The 23,143-nt window shown below is 62.5% G+C and carries 17 protein-coding genes, 2 pseudogenes and 1 riboswitch; of the genes and pseudogenes, 11 read left to right on the top strand and 8 right to left on the bottom strand.

What is annotated here, in order from left to right:
* Positions 1-23: 23 nt before the first annotated feature.
* The 8 genes and pseudogenes from MHI61_RS02440 to atzF all read left to right on the top strand — a co-directional run bounded on the left by MHI61_RS02440 (position 24) and on the right by atzF (position 10,925).
* Entirely contained in the window at positions 24-944 is a 921-nt protein-coding gene (locus MHI61_RS02440) for a helix-turn-helix domain-containing protein (protein WP_222141084.1), read from the top strand.
* 187 nt (positions 945-1,131) lie between these two features.
* A riboswitch (guanidine-I (ykkC/yxkD leader) is annotated at positions 1,132-1,240 on the top strand.
* A gap of 73 nt (positions 1,241-1,313) precedes the next feature.
* Positions 1,314-2,387, top strand: coding sequence for a putative urea ABC transporter substrate-binding protein (locus MHI61_RS02435; RefSeq protein ID WP_239789396.1), 1,074 nt, complete (start codon positions 1,314-1,316; stop codon positions 2,385-2,387).
* Between the two features lie 62 nt (positions 2,388-2,449).
* Positions 2,450-3,267 (top strand): annotated as a pseudogene (locus MHI61_RS02430) (ABC transporter permease).
* A complete protein-coding gene (locus MHI61_RS02425; protein WP_239789395.1) occupies positions 3,264-4,094 on the top strand; it encodes an ABC transporter ATP-binding protein in 831 nt (276 codons plus the stop codon). The pseudogene MHI61_RS02430 and the gene MHI61_RS02425 overlap by 4 nt, the downstream one beginning before the upstream one ends.
* The gene (locus MHI61_RS02420) at positions 4,091-4,912 is read left to right on the top strand and encodes an urea amidolyase associated protein UAAP1 (protein ID WP_097607555.1); all 822 of its coding nucleotides are present in this window, start codon (positions 4,091-4,093) and stop codon (positions 4,910-4,912) included. Before MHI61_RS02425 ends, MHI61_RS02420 begins: the two co-directional genes overlap by 4 nt.
* A gap of 12 nt (positions 4,913-4,924) precedes the next feature.
* Positions 4,925-5,575: an urea amidolyase associated protein UAAP2 gene (locus MHI61_RS02415; protein ID WP_097607648.1), complete on the top strand. Its 651-nt coding sequence runs from the start codon at positions 4,925-4,927 to the stop codon at positions 5,573-5,575.
* A 3-nt stretch (positions 5,576-5,578) separates the two neighbouring features.
* The gene (gene uca, locus MHI61_RS02410; protein WP_239789394.1) at positions 5,579-9,118 is read left to right on the top strand and encodes an urea carboxylase; all 3,540 of its coding nucleotides are present in this window, start codon (positions 5,579-5,581) and stop codon (positions 9,116-9,118) included.
* A 1-nt stretch (position 9,119) separates the two neighbouring features.
* Positions 9,120-10,925: an allophanate hydrolase gene (gene atzF / locus MHI61_RS02405; RefSeq protein WP_239789393.1), complete on the top strand. Its 1,806-nt coding sequence runs from the start codon at positions 9,120-9,122 to the stop codon at positions 10,923-10,925.
* Between the two features lie 177 nt (positions 10,926-11,102).
* Here atzF and MHI61_RS02400 read toward each other — a convergent pair whose 3' ends face one another.
* On the bottom strand, positions 11,103-11,498 hold the full coding sequence (locus tag MHI61_RS02400) for a VOC family protein (RefSeq protein WP_239789392.1): 396 nt from the start codon (positions 11,496-11,498) through the stop codon (positions 11,103-11,105).
* A 154-nt stretch (positions 11,499-11,652) separates the two neighbouring features.
* Between MHI61_RS02400 and MHI61_RS02395 the strand changes: the two genes are divergently transcribed.
* Positions 11,653-12,162 carry a GNAT family N-acetyltransferase gene (locus MHI61_RS02395; RefSeq protein WP_239789391.1) on the top strand — a complete coding sequence of 170 codons (510 nt, stop codon included), beginning with the start codon at positions 11,653-11,655 and terminating at the stop codon, positions 12,160-12,162.
* Positions 12,163-12,222: 60 nt separating this feature from the next.
* Here MHI61_RS02395 and MHI61_RS02390 read toward each other — a convergent pair whose 3' ends face one another.
* Both MHI61_RS02390 and MHI61_RS02385 read right to left on the bottom strand, forming a co-directional pair.
* Positions 12,223-13,317: a Gfo/Idh/MocA family oxidoreductase gene (locus MHI61_RS02390; protein ID WP_239789390.1), complete on the bottom strand. Its 1,095-nt coding sequence runs from the start codon at positions 13,315-13,317 to the stop codon at positions 12,223-12,225.
* A gap of 10 nt (positions 13,318-13,327) precedes the next feature.
* Positions 13,328-14,338 carry a Gfo/Idh/MocA family oxidoreductase gene (locus tag MHI61_RS02385; RefSeq protein ID WP_239789389.1) on the bottom strand — a complete coding sequence of 337 codons (1,011 nt, stop codon included), beginning with the start codon at positions 14,336-14,338 and terminating at the stop codon, positions 13,328-13,330.
* Positions 14,339-14,702: 364 nt separating this feature from the next.
* Between MHI61_RS02385 and MHI61_RS02380 the strand changes: the two genes are divergently transcribed.
* Positions 14,703-15,863 carry a fumarylacetoacetate hydrolase family protein gene (locus tag MHI61_RS02380; RefSeq protein WP_239789388.1) on the top strand — a complete coding sequence of 387 codons (1,161 nt, stop codon included), beginning with the start codon at positions 14,703-14,705 and terminating at the stop codon, positions 15,861-15,863.
* On the opposite strand, the gene scpA is transcribed toward MHI61_RS02380, so the two are convergent.
* The 5 genes from scpA to MHI61_RS02355 all read right to left on the bottom strand — a co-directional run bounded on the left by scpA (position 15,864) and on the right by MHI61_RS02355 (position 22,330).
* Positions 15,864-18,002, bottom strand: a complete 2,139-nt coding sequence (scpA, locus tag MHI61_RS02375; RefSeq protein ID WP_239789387.1) for a methylmalonyl-CoA mutase — start codon at positions 18,000-18,002, stop codon at positions 15,864-15,866.
* A 129-nt stretch (positions 18,003-18,131) separates the two neighbouring features.
* A complete protein-coding gene (locus MHI61_RS02370) occupies positions 18,132-18,785 on the bottom strand; it encodes a methionine ABC transporter permease (RefSeq protein ID WP_239789386.1) in 654 nt (217 codons plus the stop codon).
* Positions 18,766-19,854 (bottom strand): methionine ABC transporter ATP-binding protein, encoded by a 1,089-nt coding sequence (locus MHI61_RS02365; RefSeq protein WP_275593065.1) that lies wholly within the window; start codon positions 19,852-19,854, stop codon positions 18,766-18,768. Before MHI61_RS02365 ends, MHI61_RS02370 begins: the two co-directional genes overlap by 20 nt.
* Positions 19,855-19,945: 91 nt before the next feature.
* Entirely contained in the window at positions 19,946-20,785 is an 840-nt protein-coding gene (locus MHI61_RS02360) for a MetQ/NlpA family lipoprotein (RefSeq protein ID WP_239789385.1), read from the bottom strand.
* Positions 20,786-21,127: 342 nt separating this feature from the next.
* Positions 21,128-22,330: an MFS transporter gene (locus MHI61_RS02355; RefSeq protein ID WP_239789384.1), complete on the bottom strand. Its 1,203-nt coding sequence runs from the start codon at positions 22,328-22,330 to the stop codon at positions 21,128-21,130.
* 348 nt (positions 22,331-22,678) lie between these two features.
* Between MHI61_RS02355 and MHI61_RS02350 the strand changes: the two are divergent.
* Positions 22,679-23,139, top strand: a pseudogene (locus MHI61_RS02350) (helix-turn-helix transcriptional regulator).
* Positions 23,140-23,143 lie beyond the last annotated feature (4 nt).

Raw genomic sequence — 23,143 nt, 5'->3', positions numbered from 1 at the left:
CGGCTGTCTCCTAAAAAGGGAACATGGATTTGGCGGAAAGTAAGGTCGGTACGCGTGCAATCTATCAGCCCGGCGCAAGCAGCATCGAGGGTTCGCCGACGGCGCTGCAGATGTTTCATGCCCACCCGCCCGTCATGGCCATGCCGCACTGGCACGCGCAGGTCGAGGTCAATTATGTGATTCGCGGCACCGTGCACTACCGCATGAACGATCACGAATTCCGGCTGAACGCCGGCCAGATGTGCCTTTTCTGGGGTGGCCAGCCGCATCAGATGGATGAATCCTCGGATGATTCGCTCTATGCCGGGGCCCATCTGCCGCTGGTCTATTTCTTCCGGCTGCGTCTGCCGATCAGCATTTCCAGCCGGCTGATGAAGGGCGAGACGCTGCTGACGTCGGCGACCGATGCCGCCGACAGAGAAAACTTCGCCCGCTGGGTCCGCTACGCCAATTCAGGCGATTCCGCCAAGGCTCAGCACGCCGTCGACGAACTGCTGCTGCGCATCGAGCGCATTGCGCTCGAACCCTACTCGATGGCGACGTCGAAGACGACCACCAGCCTTGAAGGCGACCAGCCGCATCCGCATTCCTCGCGCAGCGTCGCGCGCATGTGCGATTTCATCGCTGCCAATTTCCTGCAGGACATCGATTCGGTCGACATCGCCCGCGCCGCCGACCTGCATCCGAAATATGCGATGAACCTGTTCAAGCGATCGACCGGCATGACGCTCAGCAAATATGTGACGCTGCTCAGGCTGTCGCGCGCTCAGGCGATGCTGATGAGCGAGGGCGCCAATGTTCTGCAGGTGGCAATGGACAGCGGTTTCGGCTCGATCAGCGCCTTCAACAAATCCTTCCGCCATATCGCCGGCATGTCGCCGTCGGATTTCCGGCGCGATATCAGGCTGGTGACGACGATGCCCGCCGGCGCCTTCCGGAACTGAGGCGTCGCAATCTTTCAGATTCGCTGCGCGCTTTCTACCGAGAAAAAACCAGCCTATGGTGACGGCAGGCTGCGCACATTTTTTGCGCAAGTGCATGCACTCTGCGATGTCGCCACGCGCGGCGACATGATGCCTCCAGTGAAATCAACGATTTGGAACCTGGCACGCGGCTTGCTTCGATATTTGCAGAGTTGGTGGCTAGGGTTCCGGCGTCGCAAGGCGTGACTGGTCCGAGAGCTGCCACCGGCAGGGGAGACATCCTGCCGGGTGCACGGCGGGATAAAAACCCGGGAGACCTCGTAAGCCAAGGGATTGGCGGCACGATGGTCATTGCCGATCCCTTTTGAAGAAAAGCAAAGGGGAATTTCAATGCAGACTTTTTCGAAGCTTCTTTCCATCACCGCACTGACGGCATCCTTGGCTCTGGGCCTCGGTTCGACCGCGAAAGCCGAACAGAAGACCGATTTCAAGGTTGCCTGGTCGATTTATGTCGGCTGGATGCCCTGGGGCTATGCCGCCGATCACGGCATCGTCAAGAAATGGGCCGACAAATACGGCATCAAGATCGAAGTGACTCAGTTCAACGACTATGTCGAATCGATGAACCAGTATACGGCCGGCGCCTTCGATGCCGTGACGCTCACCAATATGGACGGCCTCTCAATCCCGGCAGCCGGCGGCGTCGATACGACGGCCGTGATCATTGGCGACTTTTCGAACGGCAATGATGCGGTCATCCTGAAAGACAAGACGAGCCTTGCCGACATCAAGGGTCAGAACGTCAATCTCGTCGAATTTTCCGTCTCTCACTATCTGCTCGCCCGCGCACTCGAAAGCGTCAAGATGACCGAACGCGACGTGAAGGTGGTCAACACCTCCGACGCCGATATGGTCGCTGCCTACAAGACGGCTGACGTGACCGCGGTCGTCACCTGGAATCCGCTGGTCTCGACCATTCTAGAGGATCCCACGGCCAAGAAAGTGTTCGACAGTTCGCAGGTGCCGGGCGAGATCATCGACCTGATGGTCGCCAATACCGGCGTGCTGAAAGACAATCCGAATTTCGGCAAGGCGCTCGCCGGCATCTGGTATGAGACGGCAGCGCTGCTGACATCAGACAGCGCCGACGGCAAGGCTGCACGCGAGGCGATGGGCTCGGCGTCGGGCACGGATCTCAAGGGCTTCGAATCCCAGCTTGCCGCCACCAAGCTGTTTGCCAAGCCGGCTGATGCCGTCGCCTTTACCGCGTCGGGCAGCCTGCCGAAGACGATGGATCTCGTCCGCAACTTCCTGTTCGAAAAGGGTCTGCTCGGCAGCGGCGCGCCGTCGGCGGACGTGATCGGCATCGAAATGCCGGACGGCAAGATTCTCGGCGACAGCGGCAACGTCAAGCTGCGCTTTACCGAGACTTACATGAAAGCAGCCGCCGGCGGTTCGCTCTGAGCGTCGCTCGAGCGGCGGCGTGCTTGCCCACGCCGCCATCCTTCATCTGCGGAGCTTCTCTCATGCGTTGGATCAACACGAGACCGAGCCGGGGCTCACAGCTTGCGTTGACGCTGCTGCCCTTCGTGCTGCTAATCGTCGCCTATGCTTTCGGCTCAGCGGCGCGACTGGCGGAAAACGCCAATGACAAATTGTTGCCGGGCTTCGCAGATTTCGCCGATGCGATCAATCGCCTGGTCTTCGTCGCCGATCCGCGCACCGGCGAATACCTGCTCTGGTCTGATACGGCGGCGAGCCTAGTGCGGCTGTTTGCCGGTCTCGGCATTTCCACTGTCACCGCACTCGTCATTGGCATGCTGATCGGCATGCTGCCGTACCTGCGGGCGCTGCTCTCCCCTTCGTCGCCGTTGTCTCGATGGTGCCGCCGCTGGCGCTACTACCGATTCTCTTCATCGCCATGGGGCTTGGGGAAGCCTCTAAGATCGCGCTCATCGCCATCGGCGTTGCCCCGACGATGATCCGCGACCTTGCCCTGAAGGCGCTGGAACTGCCGCGCGAACAGATCGTCAAGGCTGAAACGCTCGGCGGCTCTTCCTGGCAGATCGGTCTTCGCGTCGTGCTGCCGCAGATCCTGCCGCGGCTCATCACCTGCCTCAGGCTTCAGCTCGGTCCTGCCTGGCTGTTCCTGATTGCGGCCGAAGCGATCTCGTCGGATTCCGGCCTTGGTTACCGCATCTTCCTCGTGCGCCGCTACCTCTCCATGGACGTGATCTTTCCCTATGTCGTCTGGATCACGCTGCTCGCCGTGGTCATGAATTACATCCTCGATCGCATTCGCATCGCTCTCTTCCCGTGGTCGGAGCTGGAGAAGCAGGCATGAGCGAGCTGGTGATCGAAAGGGTCTGGAAGGAATATGGCGACCAGATCGTGCTTGAGAATGTGTCGCTCACCGTCGCCTCGCGCGCCTTCGTCGCTCTTGCCGGCCCGTCCGGCTGCGGCAAGACGACATTCCTGCGCATGCTGCTTGGCCAGGAACGACCGACGCGGGGCGCCATCCGGCTCGACGGTGAACCGTTGCCGCTCGAGCCGGGGCCGGATCGCGGCGTGGTTTTCCAACGCTACTCCGTCTTCCCGCATCTGACCGTCCTCGGCAATGTGCTGCTCGGCCTCGAATTTTCTGCGGCGCGCTGCAAGGCAAAGCTTTTCGGCGCTGCCCGCCGCAGCGCGGTCGACGAGGCGCGGCGGCTGATCGGCGAAGTCGGCCTTGCCGGCGCCGAGGACAAATATCCGGCACAGCTTTCCGGTGGCATGCAGCAGCGCCTGGCGCTGGCGCAGGCGCTCATCATGAAGCCGAAAGTGCTGCTGCTCGACGAGCCATTCGGGGCGCTCGACCCCGGCATTCGCGCCGAAATCCATACCTTGATGAAACGGCTCTGGCACGAAACGCAGATGACCGTCGTCATGGTGACGCACGACATGCGCGAGGCCTTCACGCTGGCGACGCGGGTCGTCGCCTTCGAGCGGCGGCGTGACCGCCCGGAAGAGAAGGAGCGCTACGGCGCGACCATCACCAAGGACATTTCCATTTGGCCGCCCAGGCTTGCCGGCGCGCCTTCCATCTTCAGCCCCGACCGGGACGGCCCGGTCATTTCTCTGGGCCATCGCCGGGACGACCCGGCTTCCAGTCCGTCAGGAGAAAAACCATGATGCATGTCAGACGCTCGCCCGAGGAAATCGCCGCCAACCGGCAGCGTTACGAGGAACATCAGAAGAAGGGGCTGGAATTCGCGCCGAAGGCTCTGCCGGCGCCGAGCCCCCTGCCCGCCCCCGCCATCGATGCGGCTGCGATCATCCACCAGGAAACCATCCCCGGCGGCTGGTACTGGTCGACAGCGCTGAAGCGCGGCGAAGCGCTCCGCATCGACCAAGGCGACGGCGGATCGACCGTGGCGCTCGTCGCCTGGAACGCCGCTGATACCAGCGAGCGGCTCAATCTCGTCGATACGGTCAAGGTGCAGTGGACGACTGCCCTTGGCAAGGGCCGCGTCATCTTTTCGGATATGGGCCGGGTGATGTTTTCGCTGACCGAAGACAGTTCCGGTGCCCATGATTGCCTGATGGGCGGCTCGACGGCGGCCTCGAACGCCGCAAAATATCCCGGCGTCAAGACCCGCAACACCCGCGACAATCTCGTGCTCGTCGCCGGCAAGCTCGGTCTCACCAGGCGCGACATCCCTGGGATTCTCAATCTTTTCGCTTCCGTCCGCGTCGACGACGAGGGTGGCTTCCACTGGCGCGGCAAACTTTCCAATAGCGGCGATTATGCCGAACTGCGCGCCGAAATGGACATGATCGTGGGCTTTTCCAATTGCCCGCATCCGCTCGATCCAGATCCGGTCTATGCGCCGAAGCCGGTCATCGTGACGCGCTTTCGTGCAGGTGCGCCCGCCGTCGACGACCTCGCGCGCACGGCGACCGCCGAGGCCGTTCGCGGCTTCGAGAACAACGCCGCGATGCTGGCCTGAGGAGGAATGACGATGACCGATTTCATCAAGACGTCAGCTTCACGCAGCCTCGAAAACGCCGTGCAGGATCATTTCATCCCGGCGGAAGCGCCGTGGTCCGGCATCGTGCGCAAGGGTCAGACGATCCGCATCGAAGACAGCTACGGCCAGCAGGCGATCGACACGCTGTTTTATCGCGCCGATGATTTTGGCGAGCGCTATTCCAACCAGGACACGATGCGGGCGCAGGGTGGCGCCTATATCGGCGCCGGCACGAAGATCGTCTCGAACGAGGGCAATGTCATGCTTGTCATGACGGCCGACAGCTGCGGCCGCCATGATACCTCCGCCGGCGCCTGCTCCTGCGAGAGCAACACCGTGCGCTTCGGCCATGGCACGAAATACCTGCATGCCTGCCGCGACAATTTCGTGCTCGAGGTGACCCGGCACGGCATGAGCAAGCGCGACATCGTGCCGAACATCAATTTTTTCATGAATGTTCCGATCAAGCCGAACGGCGAGATGACCATTGTCGACGGCATTTCCGCGCCCGGCGACTATGTCGAACTGGTGGCTGAAATGGACGTGCTCTGCGTCATCTCCAACTGCCCGCAGATCAACAATCCCTGTAACGGCTTCGATCCGACACCGATCCGGGTGCTGATCTGGGACGGCGAGGACTGATCGATGTTCACCAAGGTTCTCATCGCCAATCGCGGCGAAATCGCCGTCCGTGCGATCCGGACATTGAAGAGGATGGGCATCGCCTCGGTTGCCGTCTATTCCGATGCCGATCGCTTCTCGAAGCCGGCGCTGCTCGCCGACGAAGCCGTGCGCCTCGGCCCGGCGCCTGCTGGAGAAAGCTATCTCAACGTCGATGCCGTCATCGCCGCCTGCAAGGCGACCGGTGCCGAGGCCGTGCATCCGGGCTATGGCTTCCTCTCGGAAAATATCGGCTTTGCCGAGCGGCTCGCCGCGGAAGGCATCGCCTTCATCGGTCCGCGGCCGGAGCATCTGTCGGCTTTCGGCCTGAAGCATACGGCGCGTGAATTGGCGAAAGCGAGCGGCGTGCCGCTGCTGCCCGGCACCGATCTGCTGCGGAGTGTCGAAGAGGCGCTCCTGGCCGCCGAGACCATCGGTTTCCCCGTTATGCTGAAAAGCACGGCGGGCGGCGGCGGTATCGGCATGCAGCTCTGCGCCGATGCGGCTGGTCTCAAGGCCTCTTTCGAAAGCGTACAGCGAACGGCGCGCGCCAGCTTCGGCGATGCGCGTGTCTATATCGAGCGTTTCGTTGCCGAAGCCCGCCATGTCGAGGTGCAGATCTTCGGCGACGGCAAGGGCACAGTGATCGCGCTCGGAGAGCGCGACTGCTCGCTGCAAAGGCGAAACCAGAAGGTCGTCGAGGAAACGCCTGCCCCTGGTCTGTCGGCGGAAACACGGGCGCGCCTGCACAAGGCGGCGGTCGATTTGGGAGCTTCGGTCTCCTATGAATCGGCCGGCACCGTCGAATTCATCTATGATCCCCAGCGCGGGGAATTCTATTTCCTCGAGGTCAATACCCGCCTCCAGGTCGAGCATCCCGTCACCGAAGCCGTCTTCGGCATCGATCTCGTCGAGTGGATGATCCGGCAGGCGGCGGGCGAGGACGTGCTGTCGGGCGCGAGCGACCTGACGCCGAAGGGTGCGGCGATCGAAATGCGCATCTATGCCGAGATGCCGCATGCCGATTTCCGCCCGAGCGCCGGCCTGCTGACCGAGGTCGTCTTTCCCAACGATGCCCGTGTCGACGGCTGGATCGAGACGGGAACCGAGGTGACACCCTTCTACGACCCGATGCTTGCCAAGCTGATCGTGGCGGCGGAGGATCGGCCGGCGGCGATCGAGAAGCTGAAGGCAGCGCTTGCCGCGACAGCGATTTCAGGCATCGAAACCAATCTCGATTATCTCCGGGCGATCGCCGCTTCCGAACTGCTTGCCGGCGGTAAGGTGGCGACGACGGCGCTGCGTGACTTCGCCTTCGTTCCGGATATCGTCGAGGTTATCGCACCCGGTGCGCAATCGAGCATTCAGGAGCTGCCGGGCCGGCTCGGCCTGTGGCATGTCGGCGTGCCGCGGAGCGGGCCGATGGACGAGCGCTCCTTCCGCCATGCCAACCGGCTGGTCAGCAATGCCGATGAGACGGCCGCGCTGGAACTGACGGTTTCCGGTCCGACGCTGCGATTTTATGCCGACCAGACGATCGCCCTTGCCGGGGCGCGGATGGCGATGACGTGCGATGGGATCAGGCTTCCCCACGACGAGCCGGTCCTGATCCGGGCCGGTCAGGTGCTGTCGGTCGGTGCGATCGAAGGACCGGGGCAGCGCGCCTATCTTGCCGCTGCCGGCGGTTTTGCCGCGCCCGTCGTGCTCGGCTCGCGGGCGACTTTCGGCCTTGGCCAATTCGGAGGCAACGCCACCGGCACGCTGAAGACGGGGCATGTGCTGCATTTCGCCCGGCAGGCGCCGGTGCAACCGGCCAAACCTGCATCCGAGCCGGCCGCCTTGTCCCGAGAATGGGATGTCGGCGTCGTCTACGGTCCGCATGGCGCACCGGATTTCTTTCAGAATAGCGATATCGAGACGCTGTTCTCCGCAGCTTACGAGGTGCATTTCAACAGCGCCCGCACCGGTGTGCGCCTCATCGGCCCCGCCCCGCTTTGGGCACGCCGCGACGGTGGCGAGGCGGGGCTTCACCCCTCCAACCTGCATGACAATGCCTATGCGATCGGCGCGATCGATTTCACCGGCGATATGCCGATCATTCTCGGGCCCGACGGTCCGAGCCTTGGCGGTTTCGTCTGCCCGGCCGTGATCGCGCGTGACGAGCAATGGAAGATGGGGCAGTTCAAGCCCGGCGACCGTATCCGTTTTCATGCCGTGGCCCGGCCGGAAGACCCGATCGCCGGCCCGGCGGTGCGGCGGGCCGCGGAAGAGACGGGTTCGCCGATCGTCGGCGTCAGCGAGGACGGCCCGGTTTCGGTCGTTTATCGCCGCCAGGGCGACGACAACCTGCTCGTCGAATATGGGCCGATGACGCTCGACATCGCGCTCCGCCTGCGGGTTCATCTGCTGATGCAGGCTGTCGCCGAGGCCCGCTTGCCCGGGATCGTCGACCTCACGCCGGGCATCCGCTCGCTGCAGATCCATTATGACGGCACGCAGCTGACGCGCCGGCGCCTGCTCGGGCTGCTCTCTGAGATCGAGACGACGCTGCCGGCGGCACAGGATGTCAAGGTGCCGAGCCGTATCGTGCATCTGCCGCTGTCGTGGAACGATCCGGATGCGGCGCTTGCCATGCGCAAGTATCAGGAACTCGTCCGCCCTAATGCGCCCTGGTGCCCCGATAACATCGAGTTCATTCGCCGCATCAACGGTCTTCCCGACGAACAGGCCGTCCGGAATATTGTCTTCGACGCGAGCTACTTCGTCCTGGGCCTCGGCGATGTCTACCTCGGCGCTCCGGTTGCGACCCCGATTGATCCGCGCCATCGTCTCGTCACGACCAAATACAATCCCGCCCGCACCTGGACGCCGGAAAATGCGGTCGGTATCGGCGGGGCCTATATGTGCATCTACGGCATGGAAGGACCGGGCGGCTATCAGCTCTTCGGCCGTACCATCCAGGTCTGGAACACGTGGCGGGAAACGCCGGCCTTTGCCAGGGGCAAGCCCTGGCTCCTGAACTTCTTCGACCAGATCCGCTTTTTTCCGGTCAGCAACCAGGAGCTGACGGAGGCGCGTGCGGCCTTCCCGCATGGCGGCTATCCTGTCAGGATCGAAGAGACCGAATTCTCCTATGCCGCCTACGACAAGGACATGCAGGCGAACGCAGTATCCGTCGGCCGCTTCAAGGCGACGCAGCAGGCGGCCTTCGATGTAGAGCGTCAGCACTGGAAGGAAGCCGGGCTCGACAGCTTCGTCGCCGATGAAGGCACGGGCGAAAATACGGCCGCGGATGTTCCCGACGGATGCTTCGGCGTTGCCAGCGCTGTGCCCGGCAATATCTGGAAATTGCTGGTCGAACCGGGCGCCCCGGTTGCGGCCGGCGACACGCTTGCCATCATCGAATCGATGAAAATGGAAATCAATGTCACCGCCCATGCGGCAGGCCGTGTCCGCGACCTGCGAGCCGGGCCGGGGAGAAACGTCAAAGCCGGCGATATTATCGTCGTCGTGGAGGAATGCTGACATGCTGCCGACCATTCTCGATCTCTCAAGCCTTCGCGCCGCCTATCAATCCGGCCTGACGCCGCTCGACATCATCGAAGAGGTGATCGCCCGCCGCGCCGCTTCGAAAGATCCGGCAATATTCATCACCCCGGTGCCGGATGAAGAGTTACGCTCTGCCGCCAAAGCTCTGATGGTGCGCGCGCCTGAAGCAAACAGCCTGCCCCTCTGGGGCGTGCCTTTCGCGGTAAAGGACAATATCGATGCCGCCGGCCTGCCGACGACTGCCGCCTGCCCGGCCTATGAGTATCGGCCGGACGTCGATTCCACCGTCGTTGCAAGGTTGAAGGCAGCCGGCGCCATCATCATCGGCAAGACCAATCTCGACCAGTTCGCCACCGGCCTCAATGGCACGCGCTCGCCTTATGGGGCGCCACGGTCGGTCTTCGATGCGGCCTATATATCCGGCGGCTCGAGCTCGGGCTCGGCGGTCACGGTCGCCTCCGGCCTCGCCGCCTTCGCGCTCGGCACAGATACGGCGGGCTCCGGCCGCGTGCCGGCCGCTTTCAACAATCTGGTCGGCATCAAGCCGACGCCGGGGCTTCTCCCGAATACCGGCACTATTCCGGCCTGCAGGAGCGTCGACTGCATTACGATCTTCGCCCCCACCGTCGGCGACGGCGTCGCGGTCCGAAAGGTCGCCGAGGGATTTGACGCTGCCGATCCTTTCTCGCGTCGGGCCGAGCCGGCGAAGCTGCCGGTGTCGGGGTTGCGGATCGGCGTCCTGACCGCCGGGGAGCGGGAATTCTTCGGCGACAAGGGGGTGGAGGCACTCTACGACCAGGCGATCGAGCGGGCGAGAACACTGGGCGCGACCATTGTCCCCTTCGATTACACGCCCTTCCGCGAGGCCGCCGCCCTCCTTTATAATGGGCCATGGGTCGCCGAACGCCTGGCGGCGGTCGAGGCTTTCCTGGCGACGAACGCAGCCGATTTCGACCCGACAGTACGGGGGATCATCGAAGGCGCCGGGAGCAGCACCGCGGTCGACGCCTTCAATGGCCGATATCGGCTGGAAGAACTGCGCCGGAAGACGGAAACCGAATGGGGAAAGGCCGACGTGCTTCTGCTGCCGACTGCACCGACCACCTACACGGTCGCCGATATGCTCGCCAATCCCGTCGTGCTGAACGGCCGTCTCGGCCGCTATACCAATTTTGTCAACCTGCTTGATTGCGCAGCGATCGCCGTTCCGGCAGGCTTCGCGGAGGGCGGCTTGCCCGGCGGCATTACCGTGATCGCGCCTGCTTTCACGGACGATGCTCTGGCGCCACTGGCCGATGCACTGCACCGGGCTGCGACATCAGGCATGGGCATCGACCGGCAAGCGGCGATCCCTGACGCGAGCCGCGTTGCGGCTGCTGATGACGACTTCGTCGAGATTGTCGTGGTTGGTGCGCACCTGACCGGCATGCCGCTCAATCATGAGCTGACCGGCGCCGGCGCGCGGCTGGTCAAGGCCTGCCGCACGACCGGCGAATATCGTCTCTTCGTGCTGTCGGGCACGGTGCCGCCGAAGCCAGGCCTCATCCGTGAACCTGACTATAAGGGCTCCGGTCTGGAGGTTGAGGTCTGGGCCATGCCTGCCGATGCTTTCGGGTTTTTCGTCCAGAAGATCCCGGCACCGCTCGGTATTGGAAAAGTGGCGCTCGACGACGGCACGAGCGTTGCCGGTTTTCTCTGCGAGGCACATGCGGTGCGCGGCGCCGAGGACATCACGCCGCTTGGCGGCTGGCGAACGTATATTCGCGCCAAATTGGCGAGTTGAGCATGCGGCGAAGAATGACGGCGTTGATTGCGCGGCGTCTGCATCGTTCCTTAACTCGGAACCGATGCAGCGTCCTTTGCGCGCCTTTTCAGACGCGCAGCGCTCTCGTCGCGCTTCTCCTGAAGGGGCTGGTCGCGCGAACCGAGGCGATCGGCAGGCCGGGCCGCCACTGAGGACTTACCGTTTCTCTGCGAGTTCGATCTGAATGCCATCGGGATCACGGAGAAAGGCGACCTTGTGCAGAACCTCGGCATTGACCGCCAGGCGCGGCCGCTCCTTGACCTCGACGCCGGCCCGTTCCAGCCGGGCGAATGTCTCATCGACACTTTCGAACAGGAGGGTCAGATGCCGGAGCCCTGCCGTGCCCTCGGGAACGTCAACCGCCCTTGCCGCACCACCGGCCGGCGCGACGATTTCGAGCATGCCGCCGCCGGCATCGAGAAAGGCGATCCCAGAGCCGTCGGCCATCGTCTTTCGCAGATGCAGGCGCAGGCCGAGCAGGCGGCAGTAAAAATCGATGGTACGGTCCATGTTGCTGACCGTCATGCCGACATGTTCGAAGGATTTCAGCATGGGTGCTTCTTTCGCTTGAGGATGAGAACGGCTTTCGGCGGCGGCTTCAAATTTTAAGGATGAGCGTGATTGCTGGAGGCCGCAGACGGGCGGTCGCTTGCGCTCTCTCAATGTCGCCACTAGGTTGTCGTCGAAAGACGAGGCCACCAAAGTGATGCATATTCGAAGAGCGGTATCCGCCGATGCGGAGGAGCTGTGCAGTCTCCTGAACGAAATCATCCTGGCCGGCGGAACGACCGCGCTCGAGACACCGCTGATGGCCGCGGAATTCGCAGAGTGGTTCATCGAGGGCGAGTTTCCCCTTGTCTGCCATGTGGCGGAGCATGACCGGTCGCTTGTCGGCTTTCAGTCGCTGAGCTTGTATGGCGATCCGCCGAAAGGTTATGCCGATATCGCAACATTTGCCCGCATGAATCCGAAGATTTCCGGCGTCGGCAGCGCCCTTTTTCCGGCGACGCGGGCGGCAGCCGAAGAGCTCGGGCTCGAAGTCATCAATGCGACCATTCGTGCCGACAATGTCGGCGGTCTTGCCTATTACGCAAAGATGGGTTTCCAGCTTTATGACAGGCTTGCCCAGGTTCCGCTTCTGGACGGAACGCCCGTCGATCGGATTAAGAAACGTTTCAAGGTGGATGCCGGGCGCCGCCCGACATCCTCTCGTTGACTGTGCCGAAGACCTCGTCGGAATGATCCGACGTTCGAAGCTTCGCCTTACACCGTCGTCTCACAGGCCGGCAGCCGCGCGCTGTTCCTCCGGAAGCCAGGAGCGGTAGAGCGGATGATCGGCGGCAATCGGCATCGGCGTCGGCTTGCCGGTGCGCTGCGAGAAATAGGCGGCTGTCACCAGCTCCAGTGAGTTGCGGGCATCCTGCAGCGTCACCGGCGGGTCCTTGCCCTCGATGATCGCCTTGTGGAAGAGCTCGAACTGGCGGGTATAGCCGTCCTCGCCCGGCACATGGGCGGCCAGCGCCTCGTCGATTCGCGCCTGGTGTTCCTCCGTTCCTGCCGTGAAAACCCAGGGATCGCGGCCCATCGTATAGGGTTCGAGAATGCTTTCGGCGACAAGATCGCTGAAGCAGAAACGCAGCCGCGAGATCTCCTTGCGCGAGCCGAGCGTCATCGACAGCGTCGCCAGAGAACCGTTCTGCATCTTCACCGAAAGCGCTGCCGTATCCTCGACCTCGATCGGGTTGACCAGGGTGGCGCCATAGGAAAACACCTCGGCACAGGGGCCATGCACGTAATTCAGCATGTCATGGGCGTGGATCGCGTGGCCGAGAAGGCCGCCGCCGAGCTCGGTCGCCCATTTGCCGCGCCACGGCACGGCGTAATAATCCGGGCCGCGCCACCAATGGGTCTCGATCGTCGTCAGGAACGGCTTGCCGGCCAGGCCGCGCTCGATCAGCAGCTTCAGCTTCTGCAGGCCGGAGCCGTAGCGATACTGGAAGATCGGCATCAGCTTCCCGCCGGGGAAACGGGCGAGGATGCGCTCCATCTCGTCGACCTCGGCGATCGAGCCGAAGAGCGGCTTCTCGCAGATCACGTGCTTGCCGGATTCGATGCCCTTGCGGCAAAGCTCGAAATGCGAGCTCGGCGGCGTCGAAATATCAATAATGTCGAGATCGTCGCGGGCAAACAGCGAGTCTGCGTCCTGCGTATATTCGTTGATGGCGAACTCTTCGCACAGCGCTTTGCCGCGGTCTTCGTCGAGCGAGCAGAGCACGGCAACGTCAAAAAGATCTTTGTTCCAGCCGAAGCCGGTTAGGTGCCGCGCAGCAATGCCTGCGCCGATGACGCCGACGCGCAATTTCTTGGTCATGATATCCTCCTCAGCGAGCGCCGATGCGCGCGGCTTTCGTCTGGGCGTCGAGCGAAAGGCGGCAGACTTCGAAAACGTGGCCCTGCGTCATCGCCGTCTGCGTGCGGTTTGCGACATCGGCGGTGAAAGCATCGAAATAATCGAGTTTCTCGCCGCTGCAATCGATATGGGTCATCTCCTTGCCGTTGACGAGGAAGAGATGATCCTTGCCCGGCCGGCCGGCAATATCGATATATTTGCGCAGTTCGATATAACCCTCGGTGCCGAGGATGGTGAGGCGTCCGTCGCCCCAGGTCGGCAGCGCCTCCGGGGTGAACCAGTCGACGCGGACATAACCCGCCGCTCTGTCGGAGCGCAGCAGCACTTCGCCGAAATCCTGGAAGGCCGGCTTGTCGGGCATGCCGAAATTGCCGATCGAACTGGCGATGACCTCGCCCGACGTCGAGCCGGTATAGAACAGGAACTGGTCGACCTGATGCGAGGCGATGTCGACGATGATACCGCCGAAGGCTTCCGGATCGAAGAACCAGTCCGGCCGGGTCGGCAGCTGCAGCCGATGCGGGCCGACGCCGAGCGTCTGGATCACCTTGCCGATCGCGCCGTCGGCGACGAGCTTGCCGGCCTTGACCGCGGAGCGCACGCAGTGGCGCTCGGAAAAGCAGATCGAGAAAATCTTGCCGGTTTCGGCAACGGTGCGCTTGACCTCCTCGAGCTGGGCGAAGGTCGTCACACCAGGCTTATCGGTCATCACGTCCTTGCCCGCTTTCATCGCCCGGATGGCAAGCCCGGCGCGGTCGCGCGGGATCGCGGCAATGCAGATGACGTCGATCGACGGATCGTCGAACAGCTTCTCCCGATCGATCTGCGGCGCATCGGGATAGGTCTTCTCGAAGGCTTCGCGCAATGCCGGCACCGAGGTCTGCGGGCAATAGCCAACGAACTCGCCGCCAGCGGCAAGCAATCCCTTCACATGATCGAATGTATGCCCATGGTCGATTCCGACGACGGCAAATCTCAACATCGCTGCATTATCCTCCCGGGATTTTCTGAGCGCCGGCTGGCGCCGGCATCCTCCATGTCGGGCAAAACAGATAACGAAACTTGCCTCCTGTCAAGGTGAGATCGAGGCTGAAAGTGCGTATCGATATATGTAAATATCTGAAATTAAATAGATATTTTGTATCTAAATAGTTATTTACTGAGTTCCGGCGCCGTTTTGCCGACAAGTCGCTCATTCGATCCGATTGGACGAGAGTCTTTTTCTCCAGCATGTCTTGCCCCGTCTACGTGAATGTGATCGATTTCCGCCGCCGCCGGTTGGAGGGCGGCAACGACCTCGAAGATATTCAAAGAGCGCTCCCGCTTGCCTGTGACGGAGGATCACCATGTCTCATCCCCTTCTCGATGCCGCTGCTTCGGCTGGTCTTTTTGTCGGCCGCGTCTGGAGCCCCGAGGCTACCGGCCCGAGCATCGTAACGCTTCGCGAGGGGATGTTGGTCGACATTACCTCGCGCGACGCGCCGACGCTGAGCGTCCTGCTTGAAAAACAGGATGCCGCCGGCTTTGTCCGCGCCGCAAAGGGCAAGACGGTCGGTTCCTTGGAGGAAGTCGCAGGCAACAGTATGGGAACGCCGGATAAGGAGCGTCCCTATCTGCTGGCCCCCGCCGACCTGCAGGCGGTCAAGGCATGCGGCGTCACCTTCGCCCAGTCGATGATCGAGCGCGTCATCGAGGAGAAGGCGGCCGGCAATCCCGATCGCGCCGCCTCGATCCGCGAGCGCGTCAGCACGCTGATCGGCGGCAGCCTCACCAATCTCAAGGCCGGTTCGCCGGAGGCGGCCAAGGTCAAGCAGGCCCTGATCGACGAGGGCATGTGGTCGCAATATCTCGAGGTCGGCATCGGTCCCGACGCCGAGGTCTTCACCAAGGCGCCGGTGCTGTCCTCGGTCGGCTGGGGTGCGGATGTCGGCCTGCATCCAATCTCGACCTGGAACAATCCCGAGCCGGAAATCGTGCTGGCGGTTAACAGTCGCGGCGAGATCAAGGGCGCTGCGCTCGGCAATGACGTCAATCTGCGTGACATCGAGGGCCGTTCGGCGCTCTTGCTCGGCAAGGCCAAGGACAACAACGCCTCCTGCGCGATCGGTCCCTTCATCCGCCTGTTCGATGCCGGTTACGGGCTGGATGACGTGCGCAGGGCGGAACTCGACCTCAAGGTGACGGGCGGCGATGGCTTCGTGCTCAACGGCAAAAGTTCGATGTCGCAGATCAGCCGCGATCCGAGCGATCTCGTCAAGCAGACGCTTGGCCCCCATCATCAGTATCCCGACGGGTTCATGCTCTTTCTCGGCACGCTGTTTGCCCCGACCCAGGATCGCGACGCGCCGAAGCAGGGTTTCACCCATAAGATCGGCGATGTCGTCGAGATTTCCTCGGCCGGGCTCGGCGCCCTCGTCAACACCGTACGCCTCTCCACCGAATGCCCGCCCTGGACCTTCGGCATTTCGGCGCTGATGAGCAACCTGGCGAAGCGCGGATTGCTGTGACTACTGGTTCCGCCGCCTGCCCTGCAGCAGGTCGAGCACGGAGTTTGCCGCCTCGAGGACGTTTGTGCCCGGACCGAACACTGCCGCAACGCCGTGTTCGTGCAGGAACTCATAGTCCTGCCGCGGGATGACGCCGCCGCAGACGACGATGATATCGTCACCGCCCTGTGCTCTCAGCCTGTCGATCAGCTGCGGCAGCAGCGTCCTGTGGCCTGCCGCTAAGGACGAGACGCCGACGACATTGACCTTTTCGTCAAGCGCCATGTCGACTGCCTCGTCCGGCGTCTGGAAAAGCGGGCCGGCAAGCACATCGAAGCCGATATCGCCGAAGGCCGAGGCGATCACCTTGGCGCCCCGGTCATGCCCGTCCTGGCCGAGCTTGGCGACCATGATCTTCGGCCGCTGCCCCATCGCTTCCGTGACCTCCGCCATGCGAGTGCGGAGCACCGCGAGCTCCGGCTCGTTGCTATAGGCTTCGCCATAGACGCCCGTGATGACTTCAGGCGTTGCGGCATGGTCGCCGAAGGCAGCGCGCATGGCATCGGAGATTTCGCCGACGGTGGCCCGGGCTCGCGCCGCCTCGATCGCGGCTTCGAGCAGATTGCCGCGGCCGTTACGCGCGACATCCGCCAGGGCGGCCAGTGTTTCGCGCACGGCGTTGCCGTCGCGGCGGCGCTTGGTTTCCTCGATGCGTTTGATCTGCGCAATGCGCACCGCGCTGTTGTCGATCTCCAGAATGTCGATCGGCTGCTCGTTGTCGAGCCTGTAGCGATTGACGCCGACGATGACCTCTTCGCCCTTGTCGACGGCAGCCTGGCGGCGCGCGGCCGCTTCCTCGATCAGCCGCTTCGGCAGGCCCTCGTTGACGGCCTTGGTCATGCCGCCGAGCGCTTCCACCTCCTCGATCAGCGCCCAGGCCTTATCGGCAAGCTCCCGCGTCAGGCTCTCGACGTAATAGGAGCCGGCCAGCGGATCGACCACCTTTGTGACGCCGGTTTCGTGGCTCAGGATGAGCTGGGTGTTGCGAGCGATGCGGGCGGAAAATTCCGTCGGCAGCGCGATCGCCTCGTCGAAGGAATTGGTGTGCAGCGATTGCGTGCCGCCGAGCACGGCCGACATCGCCTCGAAGGCGGTGCGGATGATGTTGTTATAGGGATCCTGCTCCTGCAGCGACACGCCGGAGGTCTGGCAATGGGTGCGCAGCATCAGCGAGGACGCCTTCTTCGGCTGGAACTCTTCCATGATCCGGGTCCAGAGCAGCCGGGCGGCGCGCAGTTTCGCCGCCTCCATGAAGAAGTTCATGCCGATGGCGAAGAAGAAGGAGAGCCTTCCGGCAAAATCATCGACGTTGAGACCCTTGGCGATCGCCGCCCTGACATATTCGCGACCGTCGGCCAGCGTGAAGGCCAGTTCCTGGACCAGCGTCGCACCGGCCTCCTGCATGTGATAGCCGGAGATCGAGATCGAGTTGAATTTCGGCATCTCCTTTGCGGTATATTCGATGATGTCGGCAACGATCCGCATCGAGGGTTCCGGCGGATAGATATAGGTGTTGCGGACCATGAACTCCTTAAGGATATCATTCTGGATCGTGCCTGAAAGGTCGGCCCTCGGCACCCCCTGCTCCTCGCCGGCGACGATAAAGGAGGCGAGGATCGGGATGACGGCGCCGTTCATGGTCATCGAAACCGACATTTCGCCGAGCGGAATGCCGTCGAACAGGATCTTCATGTCCTCGACGCTATCGATTGCGACGCCCGCGTTGCCGACATCGCCTTCGACGCGGGGATGATCGCTGTCATAACCGCGATGGGTGGCGAGGTCGAAGGCGACCGACAGGCCCTTCTGGCCGGCGGCCAGATTGCGGCGGTAGAAGGCGTTCGATTCTTCTGCCGTCGAGAAGCCGGCATATTGACGGATTGTCCATGGCCGGCCGGCATACATCGTGGCGCGCGGGCCGCGGGTAAACGGCGAAAAACCGGGAAGCGAGCCGAGATGCGCGGCGCCTTCGAGATCCTCGGCCGTATAGAGCGGCTTGACGGCAATGCCTTCCGGCGTCTGCCAGGTCAGCGTTTCCGGCGAGGCACGCAGCTCCTTCTGCGCAAGCTCCGCCCAATCCGACAGCGTCTTCTTCGTCATGCCTTCCTCCGGCTCTTTCATTGCAGCTTATCATTTCATAGGCGCACAATGCGATAAAGCCTTAGGACGTTGAACGCAGCAAAGCATCGATCGCCTGCCACCCATCCGCCACGATTTTGCGGGGCCGACCTATTTGTGGTCCAGCCTGGCGACCAGCCGGTCGCCGAGCCACTGGATGCCGCAGACGAGGATGACGAGGACGGCCACCACCGAGATCATCACATTGGTTTCGAAGCGCTGGTAGCCATAGCGAATGGCGAGGTCGCCGAGGCCGCCGGCGCCGATCGCACCCGCCATGGCCGAGGCGCCGATCAGTGTCACCAACGTGACGGTGAAGCCGGCGACGATGCCGGGCAGCGCTTCGGGCACCAGCACTTCACGCACGATGGTCCAGCGATTGCCGCCCATGGCGCGCACCGCATCGATCAGGCCGCGGTCGACCTCGCGCAGCGACACTTCGGCGATGCGGGCGTAATAGGGCGTGGCGGCGATGGCGAGCGGCACGATGGCCGCCCATGTGCCAAGCGCCGTGCCGACGATCAGTCGCGTCAGCGGGATCAGCGCCACCAGCAGGATGATGAAGGGCACCGAACGGAAGCCGTTGATCACAGCGCCGAGCACACGGTTGATCCAGAGATTTTCAGCAATGCCGCCGCGTGTCGTGACGACGAGGGCAAGGCCGAGCGGCAGACCGGCGACGAGCGAGATCACGCCGGAGGCGACGGTCATCAGGACCGTCTCCCAAAGCGAGCGGATCAGCAGTTCAAACATGATCGGCGTCATAACCAAGCACCTCCACCCGGGCGGACCGGGCCGTCAGAAATTGTTCGACCTTGCCGGCAAGCGCGGGGTCGCGCATGGGAACGGCGATGAAGAACCGCGCCACCGGCTGGTTCTGGATATGGTCGATGCCGCCATGGACGAGGCGGAAGGAATGCGGCAGCGCCGCCGACAGCTCGGCAAACAGCGCGCCTTGCGCTTCAGGCCCGGCCAGATCGACGCTGAGGATCGCCTCGCTGCCAGATGTCGCAGACAGCCGGCCGGCAATATGATCGGGAAGCTGTGGGCGGATGCCGCCGAGCAGGCTGCGGGTGATCGCTTGCTGCGGATCGGCAAAGACCGACCAGACTTGGCCCTCCTCGACGATCCGCCCGGCATCGATGACGGCGACGCGATCGGCAATGCCGCGCACCACTTCCATCTCATGTGTGATCAGCAGAATGGTCAGGCCGAGTTTGCGGTTGATGTCTTTGAGCAAGGACAGGATCGACCGGGTCGTCTCGGGATCGAGCGCCGATGTCGCCTCGTCGGACAGCAGCAGCGCCGGGCGTGCCGCGAGCGCGCGGGCGATGCCGACGCGTTGTTTCTGGCCGCCGGAGAGCGAGGCGGGATAGGCCTTCGCCTTGTCGGCGAGACCGACGAGCTCAAGCAGCTCACGCGCCCGCCGCAGGCGCTCGGCCTTGGCAACGCCTTCGATCTTCAGCGGCAGGGCGACATTGTCTTCGACGGTCTTGGCGGAAAGCAGGTTGAAGTGCTGGAAGATCATGCCGATGCGGCGGCGCAGCGGCTGCAGTTCCTGTTCTTGAAGCCCGGTGATATCGCGGCCTTCGATACGGATTTCGCCGCTGTCGGCGCGCTCAAGGCCGTTCAGGCAGCGGATCAGCGTCGACTTGCCGGCGCCGCTGCGGCCGATGATGCCAACAATCTCGCCCTTCTTCACGCTCAGCGAAATACCGTCGAGTGCCGCGGTGGCTCCGAACCGCCGCTTCACGTCGACAAGTCTCACCACTTCTTCGGCCGCTGCAGCTGGCGGCTGCGGCTCGATTGTCGTGGCGGAAACAAAGGAATTCATCTGCTTTTTCCCTAAAAAACGCCAAAGGCGGTCCCGGCAAGAAACGCCCGGACCGCCTTTCGGCAGGCCTTAACCCCCGCCGAGTTTCGGATCAATAGGCGCTGAGACCCGTCCCCTTATAGACCTTGTCGAATTCGGCCTTGACGGTGTCGTTCTGATAAGACGACACAAGCGTCTTGACCCAGTCGGCATCCTTGTTCTCGTCCTTGACGGCGATGAAATTGCGGTACGGATTATCGGCGACCGGCTCCTGCGCGATACGTTCGGCCGGAGAAAGGCCGCTCTTCAAAGCCCAATCGGTATTGACAACGCCGGCATCGAGATCATCGATCGAACGGCCGACGATGCCGGCATCGAGTTCCTTGATCTCGATCTTCTTCGGATTGTCGCTGACGTCGGCGACGGTGGCGAGAATGCCCGTGCCGTCCTTCAGCTTGATCAGGCCTTCGCTCTGAAGAACGCGCAATGCCCGGCCTTCGTTCGATGGATCGTTCGGGACGCCGATGACCGCCCCTTCCGGAATTTCGGCGACGGATTTGTATTTCTTGCTGTAGAGGCCGATCGGCCAGACCCCGGTATAGCCGGCGCGGACGATATGATAGCCGTGCTGCTGGATCTGGTTATCGAGATAAGGTTGATGCTGGAAGGCGTTGGCGTCGATCTCGCCCTGCTCCAGAGCTTCGTTCGGCTGCGTGTAGTCGTTGAAGACGACGGTCTCGATCTTGAGGTCTTTCTTGGCCGCCTCACTCGTGACGACACGCCAGATGTCCTCCTCTTCGCCGGCCATGATGCCGACCTTGATCAACTTGTCCTCGGCGAAGGAGGGAGCGGGTGCTGCAAAGGTAAAAAGCGCGGCAGCGGAAGCGGCGGCGGTGGCAAGAACCGCCCGGCGCGAAAGCTGTGGTCCGTGAAGTTTTTTGTTGTTGGTCATTATTACATCCCGTCTGACTGAATGAGGCCGAACGCCCCGAGCAGGCTGAGCATGGCAAATGCGCGGATCAAGGGCGAAGCACGAAAGTCTGATGTGAAGGAAGAGCCTGAAAAACTCTTGCCCTGCCTTCAATATCGGCAGGATAAATTTCCATCAAATTTATGGATTAATTGCGGCCCTTAAGCATATCCTAAAGGATGAAGGCGGCGCTTGAGGTGCGCGCTCGCCGAGATCGTGATGGCACAGCGCCTGCCCGAGGGTGGGGCGACATCGGGGTAAAGCCATGCCAATCCTCCCCATCCAGATGCGGAGGACTTCGCATTGGTTGCGGATCATATAGCCTCAGGCCGGTTTCTGCTTCGGGATACGCGGCAGGAAGATCGTCAGCAGGCCCAGCAACGGCAGGTAGGAGCAGATGCGGTAGACGAAGTCGATGCCGTGCGTATCGGCAAAATCACCGAGCAGCGCCGCACCGAGCCCCCCTGCCCCGAACGCGAAGCCGAAGAAGACGCCGGCAATCAGCCCGACGCGGCCGGGCACCAGCTCCTGAGCAAAAACGACGATCGCCGAAAATGCCGACGCGAAGATCAGGCCGATGACGACACTGAGCACGCCCGTCCAGAGAAGATTCGCATAGGGCAGCAGCGAGGCGAAGGGAATGACGCCGAGGATCGAAAACCAGATGACGAAACGGGCACCGAAGCGATCGCCGATCGGTCCACCGAGGAAAGTGCCGACGGCAACCGAGCCGAGGAACAGGAAGAGCATCAGCTGCGCCTGCTGCACGCTGAGTTCGAATTTGTCGATGACATAGAAGGTGAAGTAGCTGGAAACGCTCGCCATATAAACATTCTTGGTTGCCGTCAGCAGCACGAGGATCAGCAGCGCCCAGACGACCCTGTTCTGCGGCAGCGGCAGGGTTCGACTGGCGGCCGGCCTGCTGGCGTTCTGGCGCCTATGGCTCATGTACCAGTTGCCCACCCAACTCAGCACGATCATGCCGACCATGGCGATGGCGGCAAACCAGGAGACGCTCTGTTGGCCGAGGGGCAGCACGATGAAGGCGGCGAGCAGCGGACCAATCGCCTGGCCGGCATTGCCACCGACCTGGAAAAAGGACTGCGCAAAACCGTGACGACCGCCGGAGGCAAGACGGGCAACACGCGAGGATTCCGGGTGGAAGACCGCCGAACCGAAGCCGATCAGGCTTGCTGCCACCAGCAGCAGTGCGAAACTGCCGGCGTTGCCGAGCAGAATAAGGCCGCAAAAGGTGCTCGCCATGCCGACCGGCAGAGAATAGGGCATCGGCCAGCGATCGGTGACGATGCCGACCGCCGGCTGCAGCAGAGAGGCGGTGACCTGAAATGTCATGGTAAGAAGACCGATCTGCACGAAGTCCAGATCGTAATTCGCCTTGAACAGCGGGTAGAGCGAGGCGAGCAGCGACTGCATGATGTCGTTCAGCATATGGCAGAAGCTGACCGCCATCAGAATAGACATCGTCGTTTTTTCGAAACGGGGCGCGCCTTCGGCAACGGTTGCCATCAATATTCTCCTGAACGGGCACGATCAGTGCCGTGCTGCGTCGCTTTCGATGGATTTGCGGCGATCGGGCTGGCAAGACTGTCGAGCGACGGTCGCTGAGAACCATTTAACCCACGCCTGGCAGCAATCGCCAGCCCGGTTTCTCCGGGATTGGTACGGCTTTTGTTCGATTTGCCTTCCGTCGCGCGGGTTCATGCGCTCGCCGGTCTTTTCGATGGGGGTTTTCATACCACAGTCAGCCGGGATCGTCGCATATGTGGTATGCTATATGAAAACAACCATGGAAAACCGCTCAGAGGGGCACTACAGCTGCGCCGATTGAAATGCGATCGAGGCTGACAATACGCAATGAATGTCAAGACACCGAATGCCATAGACAGCTATGTCGGAGCGCGCATCAGAACGCGCCGGCAGCTGCTCGGAATGAGCCAGGAGCGGCTTGCCGAGCAGATCGGCGTGACCTTTCAGCAGGTTCAGAAATACGAAAAGGGCATTAACCGCATCGGCGCGAGTCGTTTGCAGCGGATCGCCGAAGTGCTTCACACCTCGCCGAGCTTCTTTTTCGAGCAGGGCGAACTCCCAGCCGTTGGCGGTGCGGGGGCTGGATGGACCGGACCATACCGATCCGGTTGCCGAATTCCTGCGAACCAAAGAGGGACTGGTGCTCAATCGCGCCTTTCTGAAGATCGCCGATCCCGAGATCCGTGAAATCGATCATCGCACTGGTCACGGCGATGGGGCAGGCGGAAAGCCGTGGTCTAACCGTGGCGGCCTCCGTCGAAGATAGCTCCCGTCCGCTCGGGGAGTAACCGG

Origin of the sequence: Rhizobium sp. K102, from assembly GCF_022385315.1 — a bacterium.
GTDB lineage: Bacteria > Pseudomonadota > Alphaproteobacteria > Rhizobiales > Rhizobiaceae > Rhizobium > Rhizobium croatiense.
Note: the sequence above shows the minus strand (reverse complement) of the source record. Positions and strands in the feature narration are given on the sequence as shown.

Excerpts from the sequence above, each read along its gene's own strand:
- MHI61_RS02355 (WP_239789384.1), bottom strand. The coding sequence starts at position 22,330 with ATGGCAACCGTTGCCGAAGGCGCGCCCCGTTTCGAAAAAACGACGATG.
- MHI61_RS02425 (WP_239789395.1), top strand. The coding sequence starts at position 3,264 with ATGAGCGAGCTGGTGATCGAAAGGGTCTGGAAGGAATATGGCGACCAG.
- MHI61_RS02365 (WP_275593065.1), bottom strand. The coding sequence starts at position 19,854 with ATGAATTCCTTTGTTTCCGCCACGACAATCGAGCCGCAGCCGCCAGCT.
- MHI61_RS02395 (WP_239789391.1), top strand. The coding sequence starts at position 11,653 with ATGCATATTCGAAGAGCGGTATCCGCCGATGCGGAGGAGCTGTGCAGT.
- MHI61_RS02385 (WP_239789389.1), bottom strand. The coding sequence starts at position 14,338 with ATGTTGAGATTTGCCGTCGTCGGAATCGACCATGGGCATACATTCGAT.
- MHI61_RS02435 (WP_239789396.1), top strand. The coding sequence starts at position 1,314 with ATGCAGACTTTTTCGAAGCTTCTTTCCATCACCGCACTGACGGCATCC.
- MHI61_RS02360 (WP_239789385.1), bottom strand. The coding sequence starts at position 20,785 with ATGACCAACAACAAAAAACTTCACGGACCACAGCTTTCGCGCCGGGCG.
- MHI61_RS02370 (WP_239789386.1), bottom strand. The coding sequence starts at position 18,785 with ATGACGCCGATCATGTTTGAACTGCTGATCCGCTCGCTTTGGGAGACG.
- MHI61_RS02415 (WP_097607648.1), top strand. The coding sequence starts at position 4,925 with ATGACCGATTTCATCAAGACGTCAGCTTCACGCAGCCTCGAAAACGCC.
- MHI61_RS02420 (WP_097607555.1), top strand. The coding sequence starts at position 4,091 with ATGATGCATGTCAGACGCTCGCCCGAGGAAATCGCCGCCAACCGGCAG.
- scpA (WP_239789387.1), bottom strand. The coding sequence starts at position 18,002 with ATGACGAAGAAGACGCTGTCGGATTGGGCGGAGCTTGCGCAGAAGGAG.
- MHI61_RS02390 (WP_239789390.1), bottom strand. The coding sequence starts at position 13,317 with ATGACCAAGAAATTGCGCGTCGGCGTCATCGGCGCAGGCATTGCTGCG.
- atzF (WP_239789393.1), top strand. The coding sequence starts at position 9,120 with ATGCTGCCGACCATTCTCGATCTCTCAAGCCTTCGCGCCGCCTATCAA.
- MHI61_RS02440 (WP_222141084.1), top strand. The coding sequence starts at position 24 with ATGGATTTGGCGGAAAGTAAGGTCGGTACGCGTGCAATCTATCAGCCC.
- uca (WP_239789394.1), top strand. The coding sequence starts at position 5,579 with ATGTTCACCAAGGTTCTCATCGCCAATCGCGGCGAAATCGCCGTCCGT.
- MHI61_RS02400 (WP_239789392.1), bottom strand. The coding sequence starts at position 11,498 with ATGCTGAAATCCTTCGAACATGTCGGCATGACGGTCAGCAACATGGAC.
- MHI61_RS02380 (WP_239789388.1), top strand. The coding sequence starts at position 14,703 with ATGTCTCATCCCCTTCTCGATGCCGCTGCTTCGGCTGGTCTTTTTGTC.